The organism is Variovorax boronicumulans (genome assembly GCF_040544675.1).
GTDB classification, from domain to species: Bacteria; Pseudomonadota; Gammaproteobacteria; order Burkholderiales; family Burkholderiaceae_C; genus Variovorax; species Variovorax boronicumulans_D.
In genome coordinates this window covers 476,373-495,236 of record NZ_JBEPKK010000001.1, presented here as the reverse complement: position 1 = coordinate 495,236, position 18,864 = coordinate 476,373, and the positions used below count along the sequence as shown (strand labels likewise).

The window sequence follows — 18,864 nt, the reverse complement described above, 5'->3', positions numbered from 1 at the left end:
GGCGGCCAGGCGTCAGAGGCTGCGCCAAAAATCGATCAGCAGCTGCGCAAATTCCACTGGCCGCTCCACCGCGCTCAGGTGCGCCGCGTCGATGGTGGCCAGCCGCGCATTCGGAATGGCCGCCGCCATGGCCTCGGACATGGCCATCGGCGTGGCCTCGTCCTGCAGGCCGCCCAGCACCAGCGTGGGCACGGCGATGCGATGGTTGCTCTCGCGAAAGTCGATGGCCGCGACCGCGTTGCAGCTCTCGATGTAGCCCTCTGCGTCGTTGGCCATCAGCATCTCGTGCAGCGACCTTGCGGCGGCCGCACCTTCGGGCGTGGCGACAAAGCCCGGCGTGAGCCAGCGCGACACGGCACCGGCCGCAATGGCGGCGATGCCCTGGGTGCCCACCGTCTGGGCGCGCGCGCGCCAGGGCGCCTGGTCGGGGTAGTGGGCCGACGAATTGGCGATCACCATCGTCCTGAGCAGTTCGGGGTGCCGCACCGCCAGCGCCTGCGCGGTCATTCCGCCCATCGAGAGCCCGACAAAATGCACCGGCTCGCCGCCCGCTTCACGCTGGATGAGCTCGGCCGCGTCCTGCGCCAGCATTTCCACGCGCAGCGCGCCGGGCACCCGTTCGGAGCCGCCGTGGTTGCGGTGGTCGTAGCGGATCACCGTGTGGGCGCGCGCCAGCTCGGCGGCGACGCCGTCCCACATGCGCAGGTTGCAACCCAGCGCATGGCTGAGCACGACAAAGGGGCCCTCGCCCTCGCGGACGACATTCAAGCGGGTCATGGTGTGGTTTCCTTTTCTACGGATGCTTGGGGTGTTGAAGACGGGGGAGCCAGGCGAAGGCGATGGCCAGCAGCACCGCGCCGGCCGCCAGCATCGGCACGACCATGGGCCAGGCGCCGCGGGAGTAGTCGGCATCGACGAACAGCGCGGCGGTCTGCCCCACGCAGAAGGCGACCATCATCATGCCGAACCCCGACCACGACACGGCCCGCCCTGCCAGGTGCGGCAGGTCGCCCACCGCGCCGGCCTGGCCGCAGGGCTGATGGATGCCGTGGCCGAGGCAGTACACCGCATGGCCCACCAGCAGCGGCACCGCGCTGAGCGGCATCAGCCAGCAGCCCAACGCCTGGACGAGCGCGCCGGCCATGCTGAGCGAGGCGCCCAGCCGCACGGCGCGCACAGGCCCGTAGCGGCGCAGCAGCGTGCGGCACATCGTGGTGCTGAAGATGTAGACCAGCGAGCCGCCCGCCGGAATCCAGCCGTACATGGCGGGCGACCAGCCCAGGTAGCCGATGTAGACCATCGGCGAGAGCAGCAGAAAACAGAAGAGCCCGCCGTAGGTAGCCGCGGCGAGCGACGCCCAGGCGCGGAACGACCGGCTCGCGAACACCACGCGCGTGCTGCCGCGCGGTGCGGACGATGCTTCAGCGCCCGCCCCTTGCGGCAAAGGCTTGTGCGTTTCGCCGAACGAGCGCCAGCACATCGCCAGCAGCAGCGAGGCATAGACCGCCATCGCCACCATCACCCAGCGCCACCCCGCGCCCTGCACCAGCCATGCGCCCAGTAGCGGCGCCACGAGCCCGACCGCGCCCAGCCCCGTGAGGCCGCGCGCCATCACATGCGGGCCTTCGTGCGCCGGATAGAGATCGCGCACCGCCGCGCGCGCACACACCAGGATCGCCGCCATCGGAAAACCCTGCAGCGTGCGCCAGCCCGCCAGCACCCCCGCGCTGCCCGCGAACGCACCGCCGAGTGCGGCGATCGCATAGCAGGCCAGCCCCGCGAGCAGCACCGGCCGGCGGCCGAAGCGGTCCGCGAGCGGCCCGCACAGCAGCTGCGCAAAGCCGAAGGCCAGCACGAACAGCGTGAGGCTGGTGCTGGCCGAGCCGAGCTCCCTGGCGATGGCGGGCAATGCCGGCAGGTAGCTGTCGGTGGCCACCGGCTGTGCCGCCAGCAACAGCGGCAGCATCAACGTGAAGCTGGGGTCGAAGCGGCCCTTGGCCGCCACCGGCGCATTCAATGCGCGCTCACTGCGCGGGCGCCGGTGCCGCGGGCAGCAACCCCTTCTCGCGCAGGATGTTCGTGGCAATGCCGAAGGCATGGTTGGCCACCGGCACGCCGCAGTAGATGGCGGCCATCATGATCACTTCCTTGATGTCGTCGGGCGTCAGGCGCGACTCGGGCGGGCCGTCGAGGGCAGCGCGCACATGCATCGCGAACTCCTCGTAGGCGTGGATGCCCAGCATCATCGACAGCACCATGAACCGGCGCGTCTTGTCGCCCAGCGCGGGGCGGCCCCAGATGTCGTTCCACGCGTGGCGCGTGATCAGTTCCTGGAACTCGGCGTTGAAGCCGTTGCGGTTGGCCAGCGACTTGTCGACCCAGGCGTCGCCGAGCACGCGGCGGCGGTTGACCAGGCCGTCTTCATACGGATTGCTCGGGGTGTCGGGGGCGGTCATTGCGTGAGGTCCTTCGAGGAGAGAGTGGCTTGCATAGTCTTCACTTCCGCATGCGCGATGCGGCCGGCATGGACGGCGAGCGCGGGATCGAACCATTCGTCCGCCGCCTCGCGCGGCAGCTCGGCGCGCAGGCGATCGATGTTGGCGCGCATGCGCGCGCTGTCGACCTGCAGGCCGGGCAAGGCACCGGCCATGGCGCGCACGCTGCCGTGCGCCGACATCAGCAGCTGCGGCCATTCGGCCAGCTCGGCCTGCCATGCGCCCAGCGCGCGTTCGTGTTGCTGCGGCATCGCGGCCAGCAGGGCCGCCACGCGCTGCGGCGCACGGTGCGCGGCGGCAATGGCGACCATCGAGGCCACGGGGTTGCGCTTGTGCGGCATGGCCGACGAGCCGCCGCGGCCGGGTTCGCTGGGCTCGGTGACTTCGCCCACTTCGTACTGGCCGAGCAGCGCGATGTCGACCGCAACCTTGCCCAGGCTGCCCGTGACCAGCGCGAGTTCGCAGCCCAGCGCCACCCATTCGTCGCGCTGCGTGTGCCAGGTGGCGCCGGGGTCGCCCAGGCCCAGTTCCTCGGCCATGCGCTTACGCACCGCGGCGCCCTGCCCCTTCATTTGCGCGAGCGTGCCGACGGCCCCGCCCAGTTGCAGTTTCAGCGCGTGCTTTGCGGCACTGTGCAGGCGGATGCGGCTGCGCACCAGCGGCGCCGCCCAGCCCGCGCACTTGAAGCCGAAGCTGGTGACCGAGGCGGGCTGCATCAGCGTGCGCGCCAGCATCGGCGTCTCGGCGTACTGGCTCGCCAGGCGCAGCAGCGCACTCACGATCCTCGACAGGTCCACTTCCACCAGCAAGACGGCCTCGCGCGTGACCAGCGCCATGGCGCTGTCGATCACGTCCTGGCTGGTGCTGCCGAAATGCACGAAGGGCGCGGCCTGCGCATTGAACAGGCCCACCGCTTCGCGCAGCGCCTTCACCAGCGGGATCGCGACGCTGCCCGCGCGGCCGCTTTCGCGCACGATCTTGGCCACGTCGAACAGCTCGACCTTGCAGCTGCCGACGATGGAGTGCGCGGCGCTCTCGGGAATCAGCCCCTCGGCGGCCTGCGCGCGTGCGAGCGCGGCTTCGAAGCGCAGCATGGCATCGACGAAAGCGCGGTCGCTGAAGGCGCCCAGCGTTTCGGAGGTGGAAAGAAAGCCTTCAAAAATGCTCATTCGGTGACCTGGTTTCTTTCTTTCGATCAGTACTGGAGTTGCGCCACGGCACGCAATTCGTCGGGCGACGCAGTGCCGAAGCCGAAGAATTCGAGGTACGCGGGGATCATCTCGAAGAGCATGTCGGTGCCCACCTGCACCGCGCAGCCCTTGGCCCTGGCGGCTTGCAGCAGCGGGGTGTATTCGGTCTTCATGACGACCTCGCCGACGAAGGTGGTGGGAGCGATGCGGTCCACGTCGAAGGGCAGCGGATCGGTGTCCTTCATGCCCAGCGGCGTGGCGTTGACCACCACGTCGTAGCCGGCCGGGTCCTTGGAACCCGTGGCGACCTTCATTTGCGGGTAGTGCTCGCGCAGCCTTGCGGCCAGAGCCTGGGCCGAGGCGTCGCTCATGTCGAACAGCATCAGTTCCGCAGCGCCGGCGGCGGCTATCGACGCCGCAATGGCCGAGCCCACGCCGCCCGTGCCCGACACCAGCACCCGCGCGCCCTTGAAGAGGCGGCCCTTGCGCTCCACGCCGCGCACGAAGCCCGCGCCGTCGAACTGGTCGCCCAGCAGCGTGCCGTCCGGGCGCTTGAGGACGGCGTTGCACGCGCCCGCCACGCGGGCCGTGGGCGTGACCTCGTCCACCAGCCCCATCGTCGTGACCTTGTGCGGCATGGTTACCAGCGCGCCGCGGATGTTCGAGAACCTGAAGATCTGCTTCAGGCTGGCCGCATAGTCCTCGGGCTTCACGCCCATGGGCACCACCACCGCGTCGATGCCCTGCTTGTCGAACCAGGGGTTGTAGATCATCGGCGCCTTGAAGGCTTCGGTCGGATAGCCGATATGGGCGATGAGCGTTGTCTTACCGGAAATCATGAAAGCCGTTTCGTTGAAGGATTCGAAGCCTCAGGCGACGCTGGGCGAGTGGTAGCGCAAGGGGTTGGCGATCTCGGCCTGCATCGCGGGCGGATAGACGATCTCGCGCAAGAAATTGGCGTCGGCCTGCAGCGCCTCGGCCGCATCCAGGTGGCCGAAATAGCGCAGGTAGTGCGGCATCTGCTGGATCAGCATTTCGAAGCCGGCCTGCGCGTTGAGCCCGCGCGCACGCGCGGCGCGCACCAGCGGCGTGGGCTGGTTGCGCAGCAGGATGTCGAAGAGCGCCGCATGGCGGTCCATGCGTGTCACGTCCACCGGCAGCGCATCGCCTTCGACCAGCCCGAGCGGCGTGGCATTGACGACCAGGTCGAAGCCCTCGGGCGCATTGCTGTCGGCCGCGACCACGGTGGCATCGAAGAAGGCATCGAGCTTGGCCGCCACGCCCGCCGCCTTGCCGGCCGCCGTGTCGTGAAAGGCAATGTGCTCCGCACCGTTGACCGTGCCGCCCTCGGCCAGCGCCACGCCGATGGCCGCGGCGCTCACGCCCGCGCCCAGGATCAGCACGCGCTTGCCGCGAAAAGGAATGTTGCAGTGGTCCAGCGCGCCGATCAGGCCTTCGCCGTCGAACAGGTCGCCTTCGAGCTGGTCGCCTTCGGTGCGGCGCACCACGTTGACCGAGCCCGCCACGCGGCCGAAGAGGCCGCAGCCGTCGAGCAGGTCGACCACCAGCGGCTTGTGCGGCGGCGCGATGACCATGCCGCGCACATTGCGCGCCAGGAAGGCCGACTTGAAGAACACCGCGAAGTCGCGCACCGGCACCTGCATGGGCAGCAGCACCGCGTCGATGCCGAAGCGCTCGAACGTGGCGTTGAACATGCGCGGAAGCCGCACATTGCGCACCGGATCGCCCGGGATCAGGTAAGCCTGGGTGCTGCCGCTGATGGAATGGCTCATGTGCTTGTCTTCCGTTCGTCAATCGCTCTTTGGGAGGCGGGGTGCCGAGCTTTATAGACCCATCGACAACTTTCTGCAGCGCTGCAGTTCACATTTCGAGCGATGATCGATCACAAAAAACTGACAATCGATCAAACCTAGGGTTTTCACCCTCACCGAATGCAGCCTGCCCCGCGCTCGCCAAAGGCACACTCCCGACCATGACCGACACGCCCAGCCCGAACGATCCGCCTGAACCGCGCAAGGACGACTCGAGCCCGCCGCCGGGCCTGGACAAGCGCGACTGGATCGCCGGCCTGGAGCGCGGCGTGAGCATCATCGAAGCCTTCGACGACGCCAACCCGCGCCTGACCGCCAGCCAGGCCGGGCAGCGCACGAACATGACGCGCACCGCCGCGCGCCGCTACCTGCTCACGCTGCAGCACATGGGCTACGTCGCCAGCGACGGCAAGCTCTTCTGGCTCACGCCGCGGGTGCTGCGGCTGGGCCGCTCGTACCTGGAATCGGCCCGCCTGCCGCGCGTGGTGCAGCCCTTTCTGCAGCGCGTGGCGGCCGGCACCAACGAGATCGCCTACCTCAGCGTGATGGACGGCGACGAAGTGATCTACATCGCCCGCAACGGACCCAACCGCAGCATGAGCACCGGCTACGTGCTGGGCGCGCGGGTGCCGGCGCAGGTCACGGCCGCGGGCATGTTGATGCTGGCGCTGCGCAGCGACGCGGCGCTGGCCGACTGGCTTGCCACGCGCCAGCTGCAGGTGTTCACGCCGCACACCATCGCAAGCATGGAGCGCATGAAGCTCGAACTGGCCCGCATCCGCGCGCAGGGCTGGTCGCTGTCGGAGCAGCAGCTGGACCTGAACTCGCGCGGCATCGCGGTGCCGCTGCGCGACCGGCACGGCACGCTGGTGGGCGCGCTCAACATCACGATGCCGATGGGGCATGAAAGCTCCGAGGACGCGGTGGCGCGCGTGCTGCCGGTGCTGCGCGAGACGGCGCAGGCAATGCGCAACCTGATCTGACATGGCGACTCCTGAGTCCGCTCTTCCCGATTGGATCCGTCAGTCGGAGCCGGTGGACGGCGTGCAGGTCGACATCGGCTTTGCGATCTCGCCCAACTTCTACTACGGCCCGGAGAACGACTTCTCGCCAACGCAATGGGAAGCCTTGCGCGAACCGCTGGTGCAGCCCGCCATTTCGCTCGTGGAGCGGCACTTCGTCCTGTCCGCCGACGCCGCGGGCAAGGAAGGCGAGCTGTGCAGGCACTACCGCGACGTGCTCGACAAGGCGGGCCGCCACGGCAGGGACCCGCGCCGCGGCGCGTATTTCTGGAACCGGCCGGTGGTCCATGCGCCGGACGGTCTGGTGCTGAGCTTTCCGTGGCACGACCACTTCATCGAGGGCCGACTCTTCATCGAATCGCTCGACACCCGGCAAGCGGGAGAAGTGTTCTCCTACTACGAGCAGGGCTGGGCGTTCGAGCTGCACCTTTACGAAGGCACGCTCTACATGCACGAAAGCGACCCGGACTCGGGGGAGACGCACCGCAACCTGCGCTTTGACCACGAACCCGTGCGGGCGCAGGCTGCGGGAGTGCTCGCGCGCACCGAGGCGCTCATCGCGCGGCTCGCCCGCGAATTCGGGCAGGACTACTGGACTAGGGCCTGTTCACACTACGCAAGGGGTCCCCTTGCGTAGTGTGAACAGGCCCTAACCGCGACTGACAGCATTCCGACAGCCTCCGTGGTGCAGCATCCGGTCCTTCCTACAAAAGTGACGGAGACAAGCACCATGTCCTATGACTTCCTGAACGAGATTTCCACGCGCCGCCGGCTGCTGCAGGGCGGGTCCGCCCTCGCCCTCGGCGGACTGCTCCCCTCGCTGGCCTCGGCCCAATCGGGCTGGCCCAGCAAGTCGGTGCGCTTCGTCGTGCCCTTCGCCCCGGGCGGCAGTTCGGAAATCGTCGCGCGCTCCACCGCCGCCGAGCTCTCGCGCACGCTGGGCCAGAGCGTCTTCGTCGACAACAAGCCCGGCGCGGCCGGCAACATCGCGATGAGCGAAGTGGCGCGCAGCACCGACCAGCACACGCTGATCCTCGGCCACATCGGCACGCTGGCGGTGAACCCGTACATCTTCGCCAAGCTGCCCTACGACGCGAACAAGGACTTCAAGCCCGTGAGCCTGCTGGCCAAGGTGCCCAGCCTCTACGTGGTGCACCCCGACGTGCCCGCGAAGAACCTCAAGGAATTCATCGCCTATGCCAAGAGCAAGCCGGGCAAGCTGAGCTACGGCTCCGCGGGCAACGGCAGCGCGGGCCACCTGGCCTTCGAGTACCTGAAGATGACGGCCGACGTGTTCATGCTGCACGTGCCTTACCGCGGCACCGGCCCGATGGTGACCGACCTGCTCTCGGGCCGGCTCGACGCCTCGGCCATCGGCGCGGCGGCCATCATTCCGTTCATCAAGGCGGGCAAGGTGCGCTGCATCGCGACCGGCTCGGCCAAGCGCCTCGCGCAGTTGCCCGATGTGCCGACCGTGGCCGAGCAAGGCTTTCCGGGTTTCGAGATGACGCAGTGGTACGGCATGCTCGCGCCCGCCAACATCGAGCCGGCAAACCTGGCCAAGCTTTCGGCCGAAACGATGAAGGCGGTGAAGTCGCCCGATTCGATGCAACGGCTCACGGCCGATGCGGCCGAGGCCGTGGGCGGCACGCCGGAACAGTTCACGCAGTTCATCGCGACGGAGCAAGCCCGCTGGCAGAAGGTGATCGCAAGGGCAAACATCAAGCCAGACTGAGCCCCGCAGGCCCTAGCATCGGCGCCATGCGCATCCTGCTGGCCGAAGACGAACACACCCTGGGCACCTGGCTCTGCAAGGCGCTGGAGCATGCGGGCATCCAGGTCGAATGGGTGGACGACGGCCGGCTTGCCGACCGCGCATTGCAGCAGCGCGACCACGACGCGCTGGTGCTCGACCTGGGCCTGCCCGGCATGGACGGCCACACGGTGCTGCAGCGGCTGCGCGACCGCGACCAGCGGCTGCCGGCGCTGATCCTCACCGCGCGCGATTCGCTCAACGAGCGGGTGGCCTCGCTCAATGAAGGCGCCGACGACTTCCTCGCCAAGCCCTTCGCGCTGGCCGAGCTCGAGGCGCGGCTGCATGCGCTGGTGCGGCGGGCGCGCGGCGTGGAGCATCCACGGCTGGCGTGCGGGCCGCTGGTGTACGACAGCGCGCGCCGGCAGTTTGCGCTGAACGGCGAGGCGCTGGCCCTGTCGCCGCGCGAGCTGGCGGTGCTGCGGGTGCTGGTGCAGCGCAGCGGGGAGCCGCTGTCCAAGCAGCAGATCCTGGAGCGGGTGTTTCCCGACGACGAAGAGGTGCATCCCGAGGCGGTCGAGGTCTTCGTCTACCGGCTGCGCAAGCGCCTGGAAGGCACCGGCGTGCGCATCGTCACGCTGCGCGGGCTGGGCTATGTGCTGGAATCAGACTGAAGTGTGCGCGTGATGCGGGGCATCGCCAACCGGCTCAGGCGTGCCAGCCTCTGGCAACGGCTCGCGCTGCTGCTGTTCCCTGCCCTGCTGGTGGTGACGGGCCTCGAACTGTGGATGACGCGGCACGACGCGCTCGCCGCCGCCAACGCGGCCTACGACCGCTCGCTGCTGGGTGCCTTGAAATCCATCGACGCCAACATCTCCACCGTCTCGGGCGGCCTTTCGGTAGAGCTGCCGTACACGATGTTCGAGTTCTTCGAGCTGACGGCCAGCGGCCAGGTGTTCTTCAGGGTGGCGACATCGGACGGGCTGGTCGAGCTCGGCAGCGCCGACCTGCCCGCGCCGCCCACCGATCTGAAGACCGGCGTGCCGGCCTTCTACGACGCCACGTATTTCGGCGAGGCCGTGCGCCTGGCCGCCTACCGGCGCGAGCTGGACCGCGCGCCGGCCGGCAGCACCGGGCGCAGCGTGCTCATTCAAGTGGGAGAAAGCACGCGCTCGCGGCAGGAGTTCAGCGCGCGCTTCGTGCGCAGTGCGGCGCTGCGCGACGGGCTGGTGCTCGCGTTGCTGCTCTGCGGCACCGCGCTCGCACTGGCCGCTGCGCTGCGGCCGTTGTCGCGGCTCGCACGCGAGGTGCAGGCGCGCACGCCCGACGACCTGACGCGCATCGCCGAAGCCGACCTGCCGGCCGAAGTGCGCCCGCTTGTCGCCGCGGTCAACCAGCAGATGTCGCGCACGCAGGACCTGGTGACGCAGCAGCGGCAGTTTCTGGACGACGCCTCGCACCAGCTGCGCACGCACCTCACCACGCTGCAGATGCAGGCCGACTATGCAAAGCGCGAGCAGGACCCGGCGCAGGTGCAGGCCGCGCTCGATGCGCTGGGCACCGAGATCAGCCGCGCAACGCGCAGCGCCCAGCAGCTGCTTGCGCTGGGGCGCAGCGACACGGTGGCGGTGGAGCCCGCGGCGTTCGACCTCGGCGCATTGCTGCGCGAAGTGGCGGTCGACCTGTTGCCGATGGCGCGCGCCAAGCACATCGACCTGGGCATAGACGTAGGCACCCACGCACCCACGCCCGGGCTCCTCGCGGTCGCGGACCGGGGCCTGCTGCGCGAGGCATTGAGCAACCTGGTGACGAACGCCATCACCTACACGCCCGCCGAAGGCACCATCACCCTTTTTGCGGCGGGCGATGCGGCGGGCTGGAGCCTCAACGTCGAAGACGACGGGCCGGGACTCGGCGATGAAGAGCGCGCGGCATTGGGCCAGCGCTTCAGGCGCGGCGCCCGCGCGGGCAAGGGCGGCTTCGGCCTCGGCCTGGCCATCGCACGCTCCATCGCGCATCGGCACAAGGGCGAACTGCGGCTCGAAGCCCGCGCGGCCGGCACGGGGCTGCATGCGATCATCTGGTGGCCCCGGCCGGCGGCCAACTGACCGCCCTCCACACCGCGCCGCACACCCCATGCCGATGCCCTTCTTCGCCACCCGACGCCATGCGCTGCGTGCGCTGTCTGCGCTGCTCGTGCCCGGCGTCGCCCGCATGGCTGCCGCACAGTCCGCCGACCCGTCATTGGCCGCGGCCGATTGCGTGATTCCGGCCAAGGCGGGCGGTGGTTTCGATCTGACCTGCGCCCTCGCCCGCGATGCGCTGCAGGCGGTGCGCCCCACCCGGCCGCCGCTGGCCCAGCGCTACCTGCCGGGCGGCATCGGCGCCGTGGCCTTCGACCGCATCGCCACCGGCCAGCTGGGCGGGCCGGGCACGCTGGTCGCGTTCTCCAGCGGCTCGCTGCTCAACCTCGCACAGGGCCGCTTCGGCCCGCATGCGCCCTGGGCCGTGCGATGGATCGCCACGCTGGGCACCGACTACGGCGTGATCGCCGTGCACCGCGACTCGCCCTACAAGCGCCTGCAGGACCTGGTCGCGGCCCTGCGCCAGGAGCCCTCGCGCGTGGCCTTCGGCGCGGGCGGCACGGTCGGCAGCCAGGACTGGGTGAAGGCCGCGCTGCTGGTGCGCGCCGCGGGCCGCGACCACCGCGCGATGCGCTTCGTGTCGTTCGAGGGCGGCGGCGATGCACTGCGCGCGCTGCAGGGCAAGCACGTCGATGCGTTCCCCGGCGACGCGGCCGAGGCGCTGCAGGCCATGGCGGGCGGCGCCGCGGTGCGCCTGCTGGCGGTGCTGTCGGACACGCGCCTGGGCGGCGCGCTCACCGGCGTGCCCACCGCGCGCGAGCAAGGCGTGGACATCGTCTGGCCCACCGTGCGCGGCCTGTACCTCAGCGCGAACGTGCCTGAGTCCGCGGTGCGTGCATGGACCGCCGCATTCGCCGAAGCCGTGGCTGCGCCCGGATATGCGGCGCTGCGCGAGCGGCACAGCCTTTATCCTTTCGCGCTCACCGGCGCCGCGCTCGACGACTATGTGCAGGCGCGCATCGCCACCTACCGGGCGCTCGCGGACGAACTCGGCCTGCGCCGCTGGAAGCCCTGACCCCACACCCGATCGCCATGACCGAAGACAACATCACCCAACACATCATCGACTCGCTCGGCGGCGGCCATTTTGAGGTGGCCGACGACAACACCTTCTTCTTTCAGGGTGCGGACAACAAGTTTCCCTTTGCCACCATCGTCACCAAAGACAGCGAGTCCGACAGCGCGTCGAAGCTGAACCGCCCCGGCGTCTTTCGCCTCAACCTGGGCGTGGGCAAGGAGACCTTCCGCGCGCTGTTCGGCGAGCAGGAACAGGCGAGCATCGACTTCGCCGCGCTCGACCGGCTGATGCCGCATCCGGTGTACGCAAAGATGTATTGGGTGAGCGTGATCAACCCGAGCGACAAGACCTTCGAGACCGTGAAGCCGCTGATCGCCGAAGCCCTCAGCCTCGCGGCGGCAAGAGACAAGCGCAAGTAGCGCGCTCAGGCCTATGGGCGGGACAGCGCGGCCAGTTTCTTCTTCGCACTTTGCAGGAGGCCGACCCGCTCGACGGGCAACTGGGCCTTCGTATCCCCGAGCTTGATGATCTCGAGCGCCGAGGGCTTCGGCATGAGCGGGTCGCGCGGCGTGAGGCCGTTGAACCTCGCGTTCGGGATGACGTGCACCTTCAGCTGGCGGTGAATGTTCTTCGACAGCTTCTGGCACGCAGCCGTCATGGCCGCTTCGTCGGGCGTCAGCTGGCCGTGCACGACCAGCAGTTCGAGGGTGCCGTCTGTGTCCTCGCCCAGCACGAAGGCGCGCACGACCGAATCCTTGAACTTGCTGCGCAGCATCGCGCGCACCGGCTCGGCCACCGCGAAGGACTTCAGCGCGATGCTGCGCAGTTCGTGGTGGAAGACAAAAGCGGGGTCGATGGAGACGGTTTCAGCTTCGTCTGCCTTGGGCTTGTGCCGCTTCAGGATGCCGCTGCCAACAAGGTGCTCCAGCGTGCGCACCACATCGTCGGGAACCAGCTTCGTTCGCTGGGCCAGTTCGCTGGAAGAAAAGTGTTGATCGGGCGCCGCGTAGGCGACCATCAGGAGCTTCTGCACCTCGGGCGCGAAGAGGAAATCTGCGGCACTCATTCTGTTGCTGTTTTCTTGAAGTGGGTCTGCATTATCGAAAGTCCTGCCGGGCGCGATGTTCTCCACGGCATTGTCGAGATGGATTCCGTCGCGGCGCGTGGCGCAGGCCTACAGCGGCGCCCCGTGTCCAGTCGGTAGAACGGATGCACACGAACAAGGAGTTTCAGCCATGGGCCTCGAACAGACGATCAACAAGATCAAGCAAGTGGACGCCGCGCGCGCCGATTACCCCGGCGAGCACCTCATCGTCCTCGGTGCCGGCGTGCTGCTGTTGCTGGCGGCGGGCCGCAGCCGCTCATTCCTCATGCGCATCGCCGCTGGCGCGGCGGGCGGTGCGTTGATCGGACGGGCTGCGAGCGGCACGGGCGGGATCGCAAAGCTCGCGGGCACATTGCAGAGCGCGGGCTTCGCACGTCCGCGACGCTGAGCTCGTGGACGCGCTATCGGGCTCTGAACAGTTCGGCCTCTGGATCTCGGTTACGCCTTGAAGCAAAAAGCATAATGGCGCCGCTCGCGGCACCCCCGCCGCGGGCGGCCGGGTGCAGGGAGCACTCGGTCTTCTGTGCACAACCGAGATCACAAAAATGAAGATCAATCAAAAGAGCACCATCGTTGTCTTGACGGCGCTGCTGCTGTCAGGATGCGCCTCCGTCAACATGGCCAGCAAGGAGGAGAGTGACAAGGCCAAGCAGTTCAGTGCGCCGGCCAGCGGGAAATCCGGCCTTTACGTCTACCGCAACAGCTTCGTGGGGAAGGCCTTGAAGAAGGACATCATGGTCAACGGCAACTGCCTGGGCGAGAGTGCAGCCGACGTGTTCTTCTACACACAGGTCGAAGGCGGCAAGAAGAACAAGATCGAAACGGAATCGGAGTTTTCGCCCAATTCCATGGAGCTGTTCATGGAAGCCGGCAAGAACTACTTCGTCCGGCAGTTCATCAAGATGGGCGCTTTCGTGGGCGGTGCCGACCTGGAGCAGATTCCAGAGGAGCAAGGCAAGGCCGATGTCGCCAAACTCGGCTTGGCGAAGTCGGGCACGTGCGGTAACTAAGCGGTTTCGCTGGGGAAGCGATCACGAGCGACTGATCGCCTTCCCCAGGCAATCTCCGCACGGCTTTCGCTCAATAAAGGCCGGCCATCCAAGTCTGCATCAGGTGCGCTGCCACCTGGGTGGCCTGGCCTCTCAGCCGGCCTTCAGAAACACATCATGGTCCGGCGCAAAGTTCGCATGCAGCGGCAGCATCGCGCCGCCCAGCGCGCAAGCCTGCGCCCCCACGCGCCCTTCGTGCAGCACAGGCGCCCACAGCCCCTCCCAATTGCACTGCCGCAACGCAGCACGCGTCTGGTCGAGCAAGGCCTGCAGCAGCGAACGTGACATGGACCCGTCCATCACCACGTCCGAGAGATCGAGCACCGCGGTGCTGCTGACGATCGCATGCGCCAGTGCCAGCGACGCCGAGCCCAGCCAGGCTTGCGTTGCCACGGCAAACGGCGCCTGCAACGCGCGGTCGTCGTAGGCTGCAGTGGGGTCGAGGCCCTCGCCCTGCAGCCGCTGTTCCAGCTCCCACAGCGAGGCCTCGGCCATCACCTGGGGCGGCAACGCGGTGCTGCCCTGCCCCGCGCGCGCCGAGTGCATCGGCAACGACGCCAACGCGCCCGCGTTGCCATGCATGCCCGTGTGCAGGTGCGAGTTGATGACCAGCCCGCCGCCCACGAAGGTGTCCACAAAAATATAGAGAAAGCTCTTGAGGTCGTGCCCCCGCCCGCCCGTCAGTTCGGCCACGCAGGCGGCGACCGTGTCGCGCGCAAAGCTCACCGGCACGTCGGTGCGTGCCCGCACTTCGGCCAGGAGGTTCATCTGGTTCCACTCGTCCGACTGCGCTTTCGACAGGCCCAGCGTTCGGTGCCAGCCGCCCAGCAGGAAGGGCGCGGCCAGCCCTGCACCCACATTGCGCGCGGCCAGCGGACCCAGCCCATCGCGCAATCGATGGATGTGCTGTGCAATGGCCGGCAGCAATGCGTCCGCATCCGGAAAGTCGTAGCTCATCGCATGGCGCTCGCGCACCTGCGCAGCGAAGTCGATCAGCAGCCATTCGGCGCCGCGCCGCCCTACCTTGATGCCGATGGCAAAGGCCCCGTCGGGGTTCAGCGCCAACGGGACCGAAGGCTGCCCGATGCGCCCGCGCACCCGGCTCTGCTTGACGATGAGCCCGTCTTCTTCAAGGCGCGCGGTGATGAGGCCGATGGTCTGCGCGCTCAGCCCGGTCAGCCGTGCGAGGTCGGCCTTGGGCAGGCTCGTGTGAACGCGCAATGCCTGCAGCACCACGCGCTCGTTGAACTGGCGCATGCCGACCTGGTTGGAGCCGCGCGGGCGCAGCAGGTCGGGCGGTCGCAAGCCGACGGCAATGCTGGCTTCCGCATCAGGCATGCGCCTCCGCGGGCAGCTGGTCGGCGCTCATGGCGCCGGTCATCACGGCCACCGTGTCGCTCATGCTGATGTGCTTGGGGTTGAGCACCGCCGCACGCTTGCCCAGTCGCGCGACGTGGATGCGGTCGGCCACCTCGAACACATGCGGCATGTTGTGGCTGATAAGCACCACGGGCAGGCCCCGGTCGCGCACGCGGCGGATCAGCTCCAGCACCATGTTGCCCTCCTTCACGCCGAGCGCCGCCGTGGGCTCGTCCATGATGACCACGTGCCGCGCAAAGGCCGCGCTGCGCGCCACCGCCACGCACTGGCGCTGACCGCCCGAGAGCGTTTCGACCGCCTGCGTCATCGACTGGATGCCCACCTTCAGGTCGGCCATGCGCGCCGCGCTCTCCTGCAGCATCTTCTTCTTGTCGAGCATGCGCAGCACGTTGCCCAGGAAGCCGGGGCGGCGCAGCTCGCGGCCGAGGAAGAGGTTTTCATAGATGGTCATGGCAGGTGCCACGGCGAGGTCTTGGTAGACCGTTTCGATGCCCGCACGCCGCGCATCGAGCGGATTGCGAAACTGCACCGGCTTGCCGTCGAGCAATATCTGGCCCTCGTCGGGAATGGTCGCGCCCGACAGCGCCTTGATGAGCGAGGACTTGCCCGCGCCGTTGTCGCCGATCACCGCGAGGATCTCGCCTTCGCGCAGTTCGAAGTCCACGCCGTCGAGCGCCGTGACCTGGCCGTAGCGCTTCACCAGGCCCTTGGCCTGCATCACGATCTTGGGGTTGGCAACGACGTTCATCAGCGTGCCCCCTTGCGCGAAAGCTGATCCGCGGCCACCGCAAGAATCACCAGCACGCCGGTCACCAGCACCTGGTAGATCGACGACACGCCCATCAGCGTGAGCCCGTTGCGGAACACGCCCACGATGAGCACACCGATCAGCGAGCCCAGCACGATGCCGCGTCCGCCGAAGAGGCTGGTGCCGCCCAGCACCACGGCGGTGATGGCGTCCAGGTTCTCGGTCTGCCCCGCGTTGGGGTCGCCCACGCCGGTGCGCGCCACCGACAGCAGCGAGGCAATGCCGTACAGCACGCCCGCCGCCACATACACGCCCAGCAGCACGCGCTGCGTCGGAATGCCCACCAGCCGCGTGGCTTCGGCGTTGTTGCCGACCGCGTAGATGTGCCGGCCCGCGCCCGTCTCGCGCAACACGAACCACGCGAGCGCATAGAGCGCCACCATCAGCACCGAACCCCACGCCACCTCGGCGCTGCCGATGGTGAAGGTGGTGCCCAGGCCCGTGAGGCCCGCGGGCAGGTCGGTGATGGTCTGCGAAGAAGAATAGAGCTGCGTGATCGCGAACGCGATGTTCAGCGTGCCCAGCGTCACGATGAACGGCGGCAGCTTGATGCGCGTGACCAGCAATCCGTTGAGCAGGCCGAACAGCGTGGTCACGCCGATGCCGCAGAGCACGGCGATCGGCACCGGCATGCCCAGCTCGGTGGCGAACTTCGTCATGATGATGCTGCCCAGCGCCATCACCATGCCGCACGACAGGTCGATGCCCGCCGTGAGGATGATCAGCGTCTGGCCGATGGCGATCACGCCCACCACCATCACCTGCTGGAGGATCAGCGAGAGATTGCCGCCGGTCAGGAACCGGTCGGACTGGGTCGCGAAGAAGATGCATGCGCCCAAAAGGGCCAGCCACGGCCCCAGGGCGCCCCAGGGAATGTGGTGCGTTGCAGGTTTTGTGGTGGTGGTCGCCATCGTTGTGTGCTCCCCGGCTCTACGCTTTTACTTCTTGCCCCAGCACAGCTCGGCGCCGGTCTTGGTGTCCTTGCTGTCCACGCCCGCCACGCTCTTGCCTGCGATCAGCGTCACGCCGGTGTCGACGTAGCCCGAGGCCTTCTTGCCCGTCTTGGCGAATTCCACGCCCGCGGCCACGCCCATCGCGGCCATCTTCAGCGGGTACTGCTGCGAGGTCGCGGCGATGATGCCGGCGTTGGTGTCCTTGATGCCCTGGCATCCGCCGTCGACCGAAACGATCATCACGCCCTTCTCCTTGCCCGCGCGCTTGAGCGCGTTGTAGGCACCGGCCGCGGCGGGTTCGTTGATGGTGTAGACCAGGTTCACCTCGGGCGCCCTCTGCAAGCAGTTTTCCATCGCGGTCTGCGCCTTGGCCTGGTCGCCGTAGCTGTCGGCCATGCAGACGATTTCGGGCGCCTTCGAGAGTTCGTTCGACTTGGCCTCGTTCGCCGGCAGGCCAAAGCCCTTCATGAAGCCGTTGTGGCGCTGCGCGCCCACCGGGTGGCCCGGCAGCAGGTCGAGCGCAACGATCTTCGCGGGCTTGCCGGCCATCGCGGCCTTGGCGTATTCGCCGATCAGCACGCCGGCGGTGTAGTTGTTGGTGGCGAAAAGCGCGTCGGTGGCTTCGGGCGGATCGGCCGGGCTGTCGAGCGCGATCACCATGACGCCCTTGTCGCGCGCCTTCTTGATGGCCGGCACGATCGCCTTGGCGTCGCTCGGCGTGATGAGGATGGTCTTGGCGCCGGCCGCGATCATGTTTTCCATCGCGGTGATCTGTCCCGCGTTGTCGCCGTCGGCCTTGCCCGCGCCCGACAGCAGCTTGGCGCCGAGCTTCTTGGCTTCTTCCTGGGCGCCTTCTTTCATCTTGACGAAGAAGGGGTTGGTTTCGGTTTTGGTGACCAGGCCGATGATGGGTTGGTCGGCGGCGAAAGCGGCGGTGGTCGCCGTGAAGGCGGCCGATACGGCCAGCGACATGGCGGCCAGGGTCAGGAGGGAGCGGGTGTTGCTGCTGCTGCTGCTGCGTTGCATGATTTTTGTCTCCGTGGGCAGGCTGGGAAAGTGGTGCCTGCGGGCTTGGGAACCGGATCGCGTTGCGGCTTGGAAGGCGCGGCGTCGGGGCGCAAGGGGACTATCGGCCAGCGGGAAGACTAAATCAAGTGAGTTTAGTTAGAGGAAACCCGGGGTTTGCCCGGCCTTCGTCGATGCCTCGGCTAACTCGAAGAATGCAGATGTGTATGGGCATAAGCCACGAAATTCAGTCTGATACCGGTATCGAATTTTTTCAACGGGAAGAGATCGCGCGGGACCAGGGTCAGATTTTCTTGCCGGTCTGGATTCCAACCACTTTCGTCAGATCTACGGCCAGATCTTTATCTCGTAGACCGGGCCATCCGTGCGATGCAAAAGGGGATCTCCTGCAAACACATCGACGACGACACCATAAGAAAAATCAGCTGCGCAAAAGGCGAGGAAATCGGGCACTTCAGTCTTGGCCTGAAGAATTTTCCAGATTTGAAGAGAAATCTTGGTGGACCGCAATTTGAGCAATGGATAGCGCGTATAGGTATAACCGATTTGTGCAGAATGACAAGGAAGGACGATGTACAGGTAGTCATCTTGCTTCTCGATTTCAAAGAAGCGCTCGATTGCTTCCTGATACAGCGCGGGGTCAAGGCTTTCTGAGGAGGTCTTGTTTTCTGCCGCAACCTGTAATGCTTTCAATACTTGCGACGATTCAGGAAAACAGATGTACTCAGCGTTCGGGAACTCACAAATTTCCGGAAAGTCATTTTTTAAATGACGCTTTTGCGCAAGCGCTTGCAGCTTTTTTTCAATCATGGACCGGAGGCCTAATTTATACGACGTGGATCGCTCAATTTCAGCACATCGATTTCTATATGTTTAGGCCCTGGACCCAAAAGGGGGCGACAAGTACTCGAAGGATCGACTCGGTAGCACTGAACAATTGCGCTTGCACCAGAACTTGATTTTCGATTTTCCAATAATAGTTTCCGGCCTCCGTCGCCGAAGCATCAAAACGAGTGCACGGCTTGCGGGATTCGGTTAGCGGACCCTTTAAAGGCTTCGTAACTCGCCCAGTCAAAATCAGAAGTCGCA

General features: G+C 67.2%; 21 protein-coding genes. 9 read left to right on the top strand and 12 right to left on the bottom strand.

The features are described from left to right. Positions 1 to 12 precede the first annotated feature (12 nt). Genes ABIC90_RS02275 through ABIC90_RS02250 form a run of 6 tightly spaced genes read right to left on the bottom strand, consistent with a single transcriptional unit; the run spans position 13 to position 5,478 of the window. Positions 13 to 777 carry an alpha/beta fold hydrolase gene (locus ABIC90_RS02275; protein ID WP_354352401.1) on the bottom strand — a complete coding sequence of 255 codons (765 nt, stop codon included), beginning with the start codon at positions 775 to 777 and terminating at the stop codon, positions 13 to 15. Between the two features lie 16 nt (positions 778 to 793). Next, positions 794 to 1,966, bottom strand: coding sequence for an MFS transporter (locus ABIC90_RS02270; protein ID WP_354352615.1), 1,173 nt, complete (start codon positions 1,964 to 1,966; stop codon positions 794 to 796). Positions 1,967 to 2,024: 58 nt separating this feature from the next. Next, positions 2,025 to 2,456 (bottom strand): carboxymuconolactone decarboxylase family protein, encoded by a 432-nt coding sequence (locus ABIC90_RS02265; protein ID WP_354352400.1) that lies wholly within the window; start codon positions 2,454 to 2,456, stop codon positions 2,025 to 2,027. After that, complete coding sequence (gene pcaB, locus ABIC90_RS02260) at positions 2,453 to 3,664, bottom strand: 3-carboxy-cis,cis-muconate cycloisomerase (RefSeq protein WP_354352399.1); 1,212 nt, start codon at positions 3,662 to 3,664, stop codon at positions 2,453 to 2,455. The genes ABIC90_RS02265 and pcaB overlap by 4 nt, the downstream gene beginning before the upstream one ends. A gap of 26 nt (positions 3,665 to 3,690) precedes the next feature. Further along, entirely contained in the window at positions 3,691 to 4,524 is an 834-nt protein-coding gene (locus ABIC90_RS02255; RefSeq protein WP_354352398.1) for a shikimate dehydrogenase family protein, read from the bottom strand. A gap of 30 nt (positions 4,525 to 4,554) precedes the next feature. Then, positions 4,555 to 5,478 carry a shikimate dehydrogenase family protein gene (locus ABIC90_RS02250; RefSeq protein ID WP_354352397.1) on the bottom strand — a complete coding sequence of 308 codons (924 nt, stop codon included), beginning with the start codon at positions 5,476 to 5,478 and terminating at the stop codon, positions 4,555 to 4,557. 200 nt (positions 5,479 to 5,678) lie between these two features. On the opposite strand from ABIC90_RS02250, the gene ABIC90_RS02245 reads away from it, so the two are divergent. The 7 genes from ABIC90_RS02245 (at position 5,679) to ABIC90_RS02215 (ending at position 11,873) form a co-directional block, all read left to right on the top strand. Next, complete coding sequence (locus tag ABIC90_RS02245; protein ID WP_354352396.1) at positions 5,679 to 6,500, top strand: IclR family transcriptional regulator domain-containing protein; 822 nt, start codon at positions 5,679 to 5,681, stop codon at positions 6,498 to 6,500. Between the two features lies 1 nt (position 6,501). Beyond that, entirely contained in the window at positions 6,502 to 7,176 is a 675-nt protein-coding gene (locus ABIC90_RS02240; protein WP_354352395.1) for a hypothetical protein, read from the top strand. Positions 7,177 to 7,269: 93 nt separating this feature from the next. Beyond that, complete coding sequence (locus ABIC90_RS02235; protein ID WP_354352394.1) at positions 7,270 to 8,274, top strand: Bug family tripartite tricarboxylate transporter substrate binding protein; 1,005 nt, start codon at positions 7,270 to 7,272, stop codon at positions 8,272 to 8,274. 26 nt (positions 8,275 to 8,300) lie between these two features. Next, positions 8,301 to 8,966, top strand: coding sequence for a response regulator (locus ABIC90_RS02230; protein ID WP_354352393.1), 666 nt, complete (start codon positions 8,301 to 8,303; stop codon positions 8,964 to 8,966). A 12-nt stretch (positions 8,967 to 8,978) separates the two neighbouring features. Beyond that, positions 8,979 to 10,400 (top strand): sensor histidine kinase, encoded by a 1,422-nt coding sequence (locus ABIC90_RS02225; protein ID WP_354352614.1) that lies wholly within the window; start codon positions 8,979 to 8,981, stop codon positions 10,398 to 10,400. A gap of 28 nt (positions 10,401 to 10,428) precedes the next feature. Then, positions 10,429 to 11,451, top strand: coding sequence for a Bug family tripartite tricarboxylate transporter substrate binding protein (locus tag ABIC90_RS02220; protein WP_354352392.1), 1,023 nt, complete (start codon positions 10,429 to 10,431; stop codon positions 11,449 to 11,451). A gap of 17 nt (positions 11,452 to 11,468) precedes the next feature. Next, positions 11,469 to 11,873, top strand: a complete 405-nt coding sequence (locus ABIC90_RS02215; RefSeq protein ID WP_354352391.1) for a DUF6194 family protein — start codon at positions 11,469 to 11,471, stop codon at positions 11,871 to 11,873. An 11-nt stretch (positions 11,874 to 11,884) separates the two neighbouring features. On the opposite strand, the gene ABIC90_RS02210 is transcribed toward ABIC90_RS02215, so the two are convergent. Then, the gene (locus ABIC90_RS02210; RefSeq protein ID WP_354352390.1) at positions 11,885 to 12,520 is read right to left on the bottom strand and encodes a hypothetical protein; all 636 of its coding nucleotides are present in this window, start codon (positions 12,518 to 12,520) and stop codon (positions 11,885 to 11,887) included. 169 nt (positions 12,521 to 12,689) lie between these two features. Here ABIC90_RS02210 and ABIC90_RS02205 point away from each other — a divergent pair, with 169 nt between their 5' ends. Both ABIC90_RS02205 and ABIC90_RS02200 read left to right on the top strand, forming a co-directional pair. Next, positions 12,690 to 12,947: a hypothetical protein gene (locus tag ABIC90_RS02205; protein WP_354352389.1), complete on the top strand. Its 258-nt coding sequence runs from the start codon at positions 12,690 to 12,692 to the stop codon at positions 12,945 to 12,947. Positions 12,948 to 13,104: 157 nt separating this feature from the next. Next, complete coding sequence (locus ABIC90_RS02200; protein WP_354352388.1) at positions 13,105 to 13,569, top strand: DUF2846 domain-containing protein; 465 nt, start codon at positions 13,105 to 13,107, stop codon at positions 13,567 to 13,569. Positions 13,570 to 13,701: 132 nt separating this feature from the next. Here the strand turns inward: ABIC90_RS02200 and ABIC90_RS02195 are convergent, their stop codons facing one another. From ABIC90_RS02195 to ABIC90_RS02175, 5 genes are all read right to left on the bottom strand, one after another. Beyond that, the gene (locus tag ABIC90_RS02195; protein WP_354352387.1) at positions 13,702 to 14,946 is read right to left on the bottom strand and encodes an ROK family transcriptional regulator; all 1,245 of its coding nucleotides are present in this window, start codon (positions 14,944 to 14,946) and stop codon (positions 13,702 to 13,704) included. Continuing rightward, positions 14,939 to 15,736: an ATP-binding cassette domain-containing protein gene (locus ABIC90_RS02190; protein WP_354352386.1), complete on the bottom strand. Its 798-nt coding sequence runs from the start codon at positions 15,734 to 15,736 to the stop codon at positions 14,939 to 14,941. Before ABIC90_RS02190 ends, ABIC90_RS02195 begins: the two co-directional genes overlap by 8 nt. After that, positions 15,736 to 16,707, bottom strand: coding sequence for an ABC transporter permease (locus ABIC90_RS02185; RefSeq protein WP_354352385.1), 972 nt, complete (start codon positions 16,705 to 16,707; stop codon positions 15,736 to 15,738). The genes ABIC90_RS02190 and ABIC90_RS02185 overlap by 1 nt, the downstream gene beginning before the upstream one ends. A gap of 27 nt (positions 16,708 to 16,734) precedes the next feature. Then, positions 16,735 to 17,721, bottom strand: a complete 987-nt coding sequence (locus tag ABIC90_RS02180) for a sugar ABC transporter substrate-binding protein (protein ID WP_354352613.1) — start codon at positions 17,719 to 17,721, stop codon at positions 16,735 to 16,737. A gap of 381 nt (positions 17,722 to 18,102) precedes the next feature. After that, positions 18,103 to 18,585 (bottom strand): hypothetical protein, encoded by a 483-nt coding sequence (locus ABIC90_RS02175; protein ID WP_354352384.1) that lies wholly within the window; start codon positions 18,583 to 18,585, stop codon positions 18,103 to 18,105. Positions 18,586 to 18,864 lie beyond the last annotated feature (279 nt).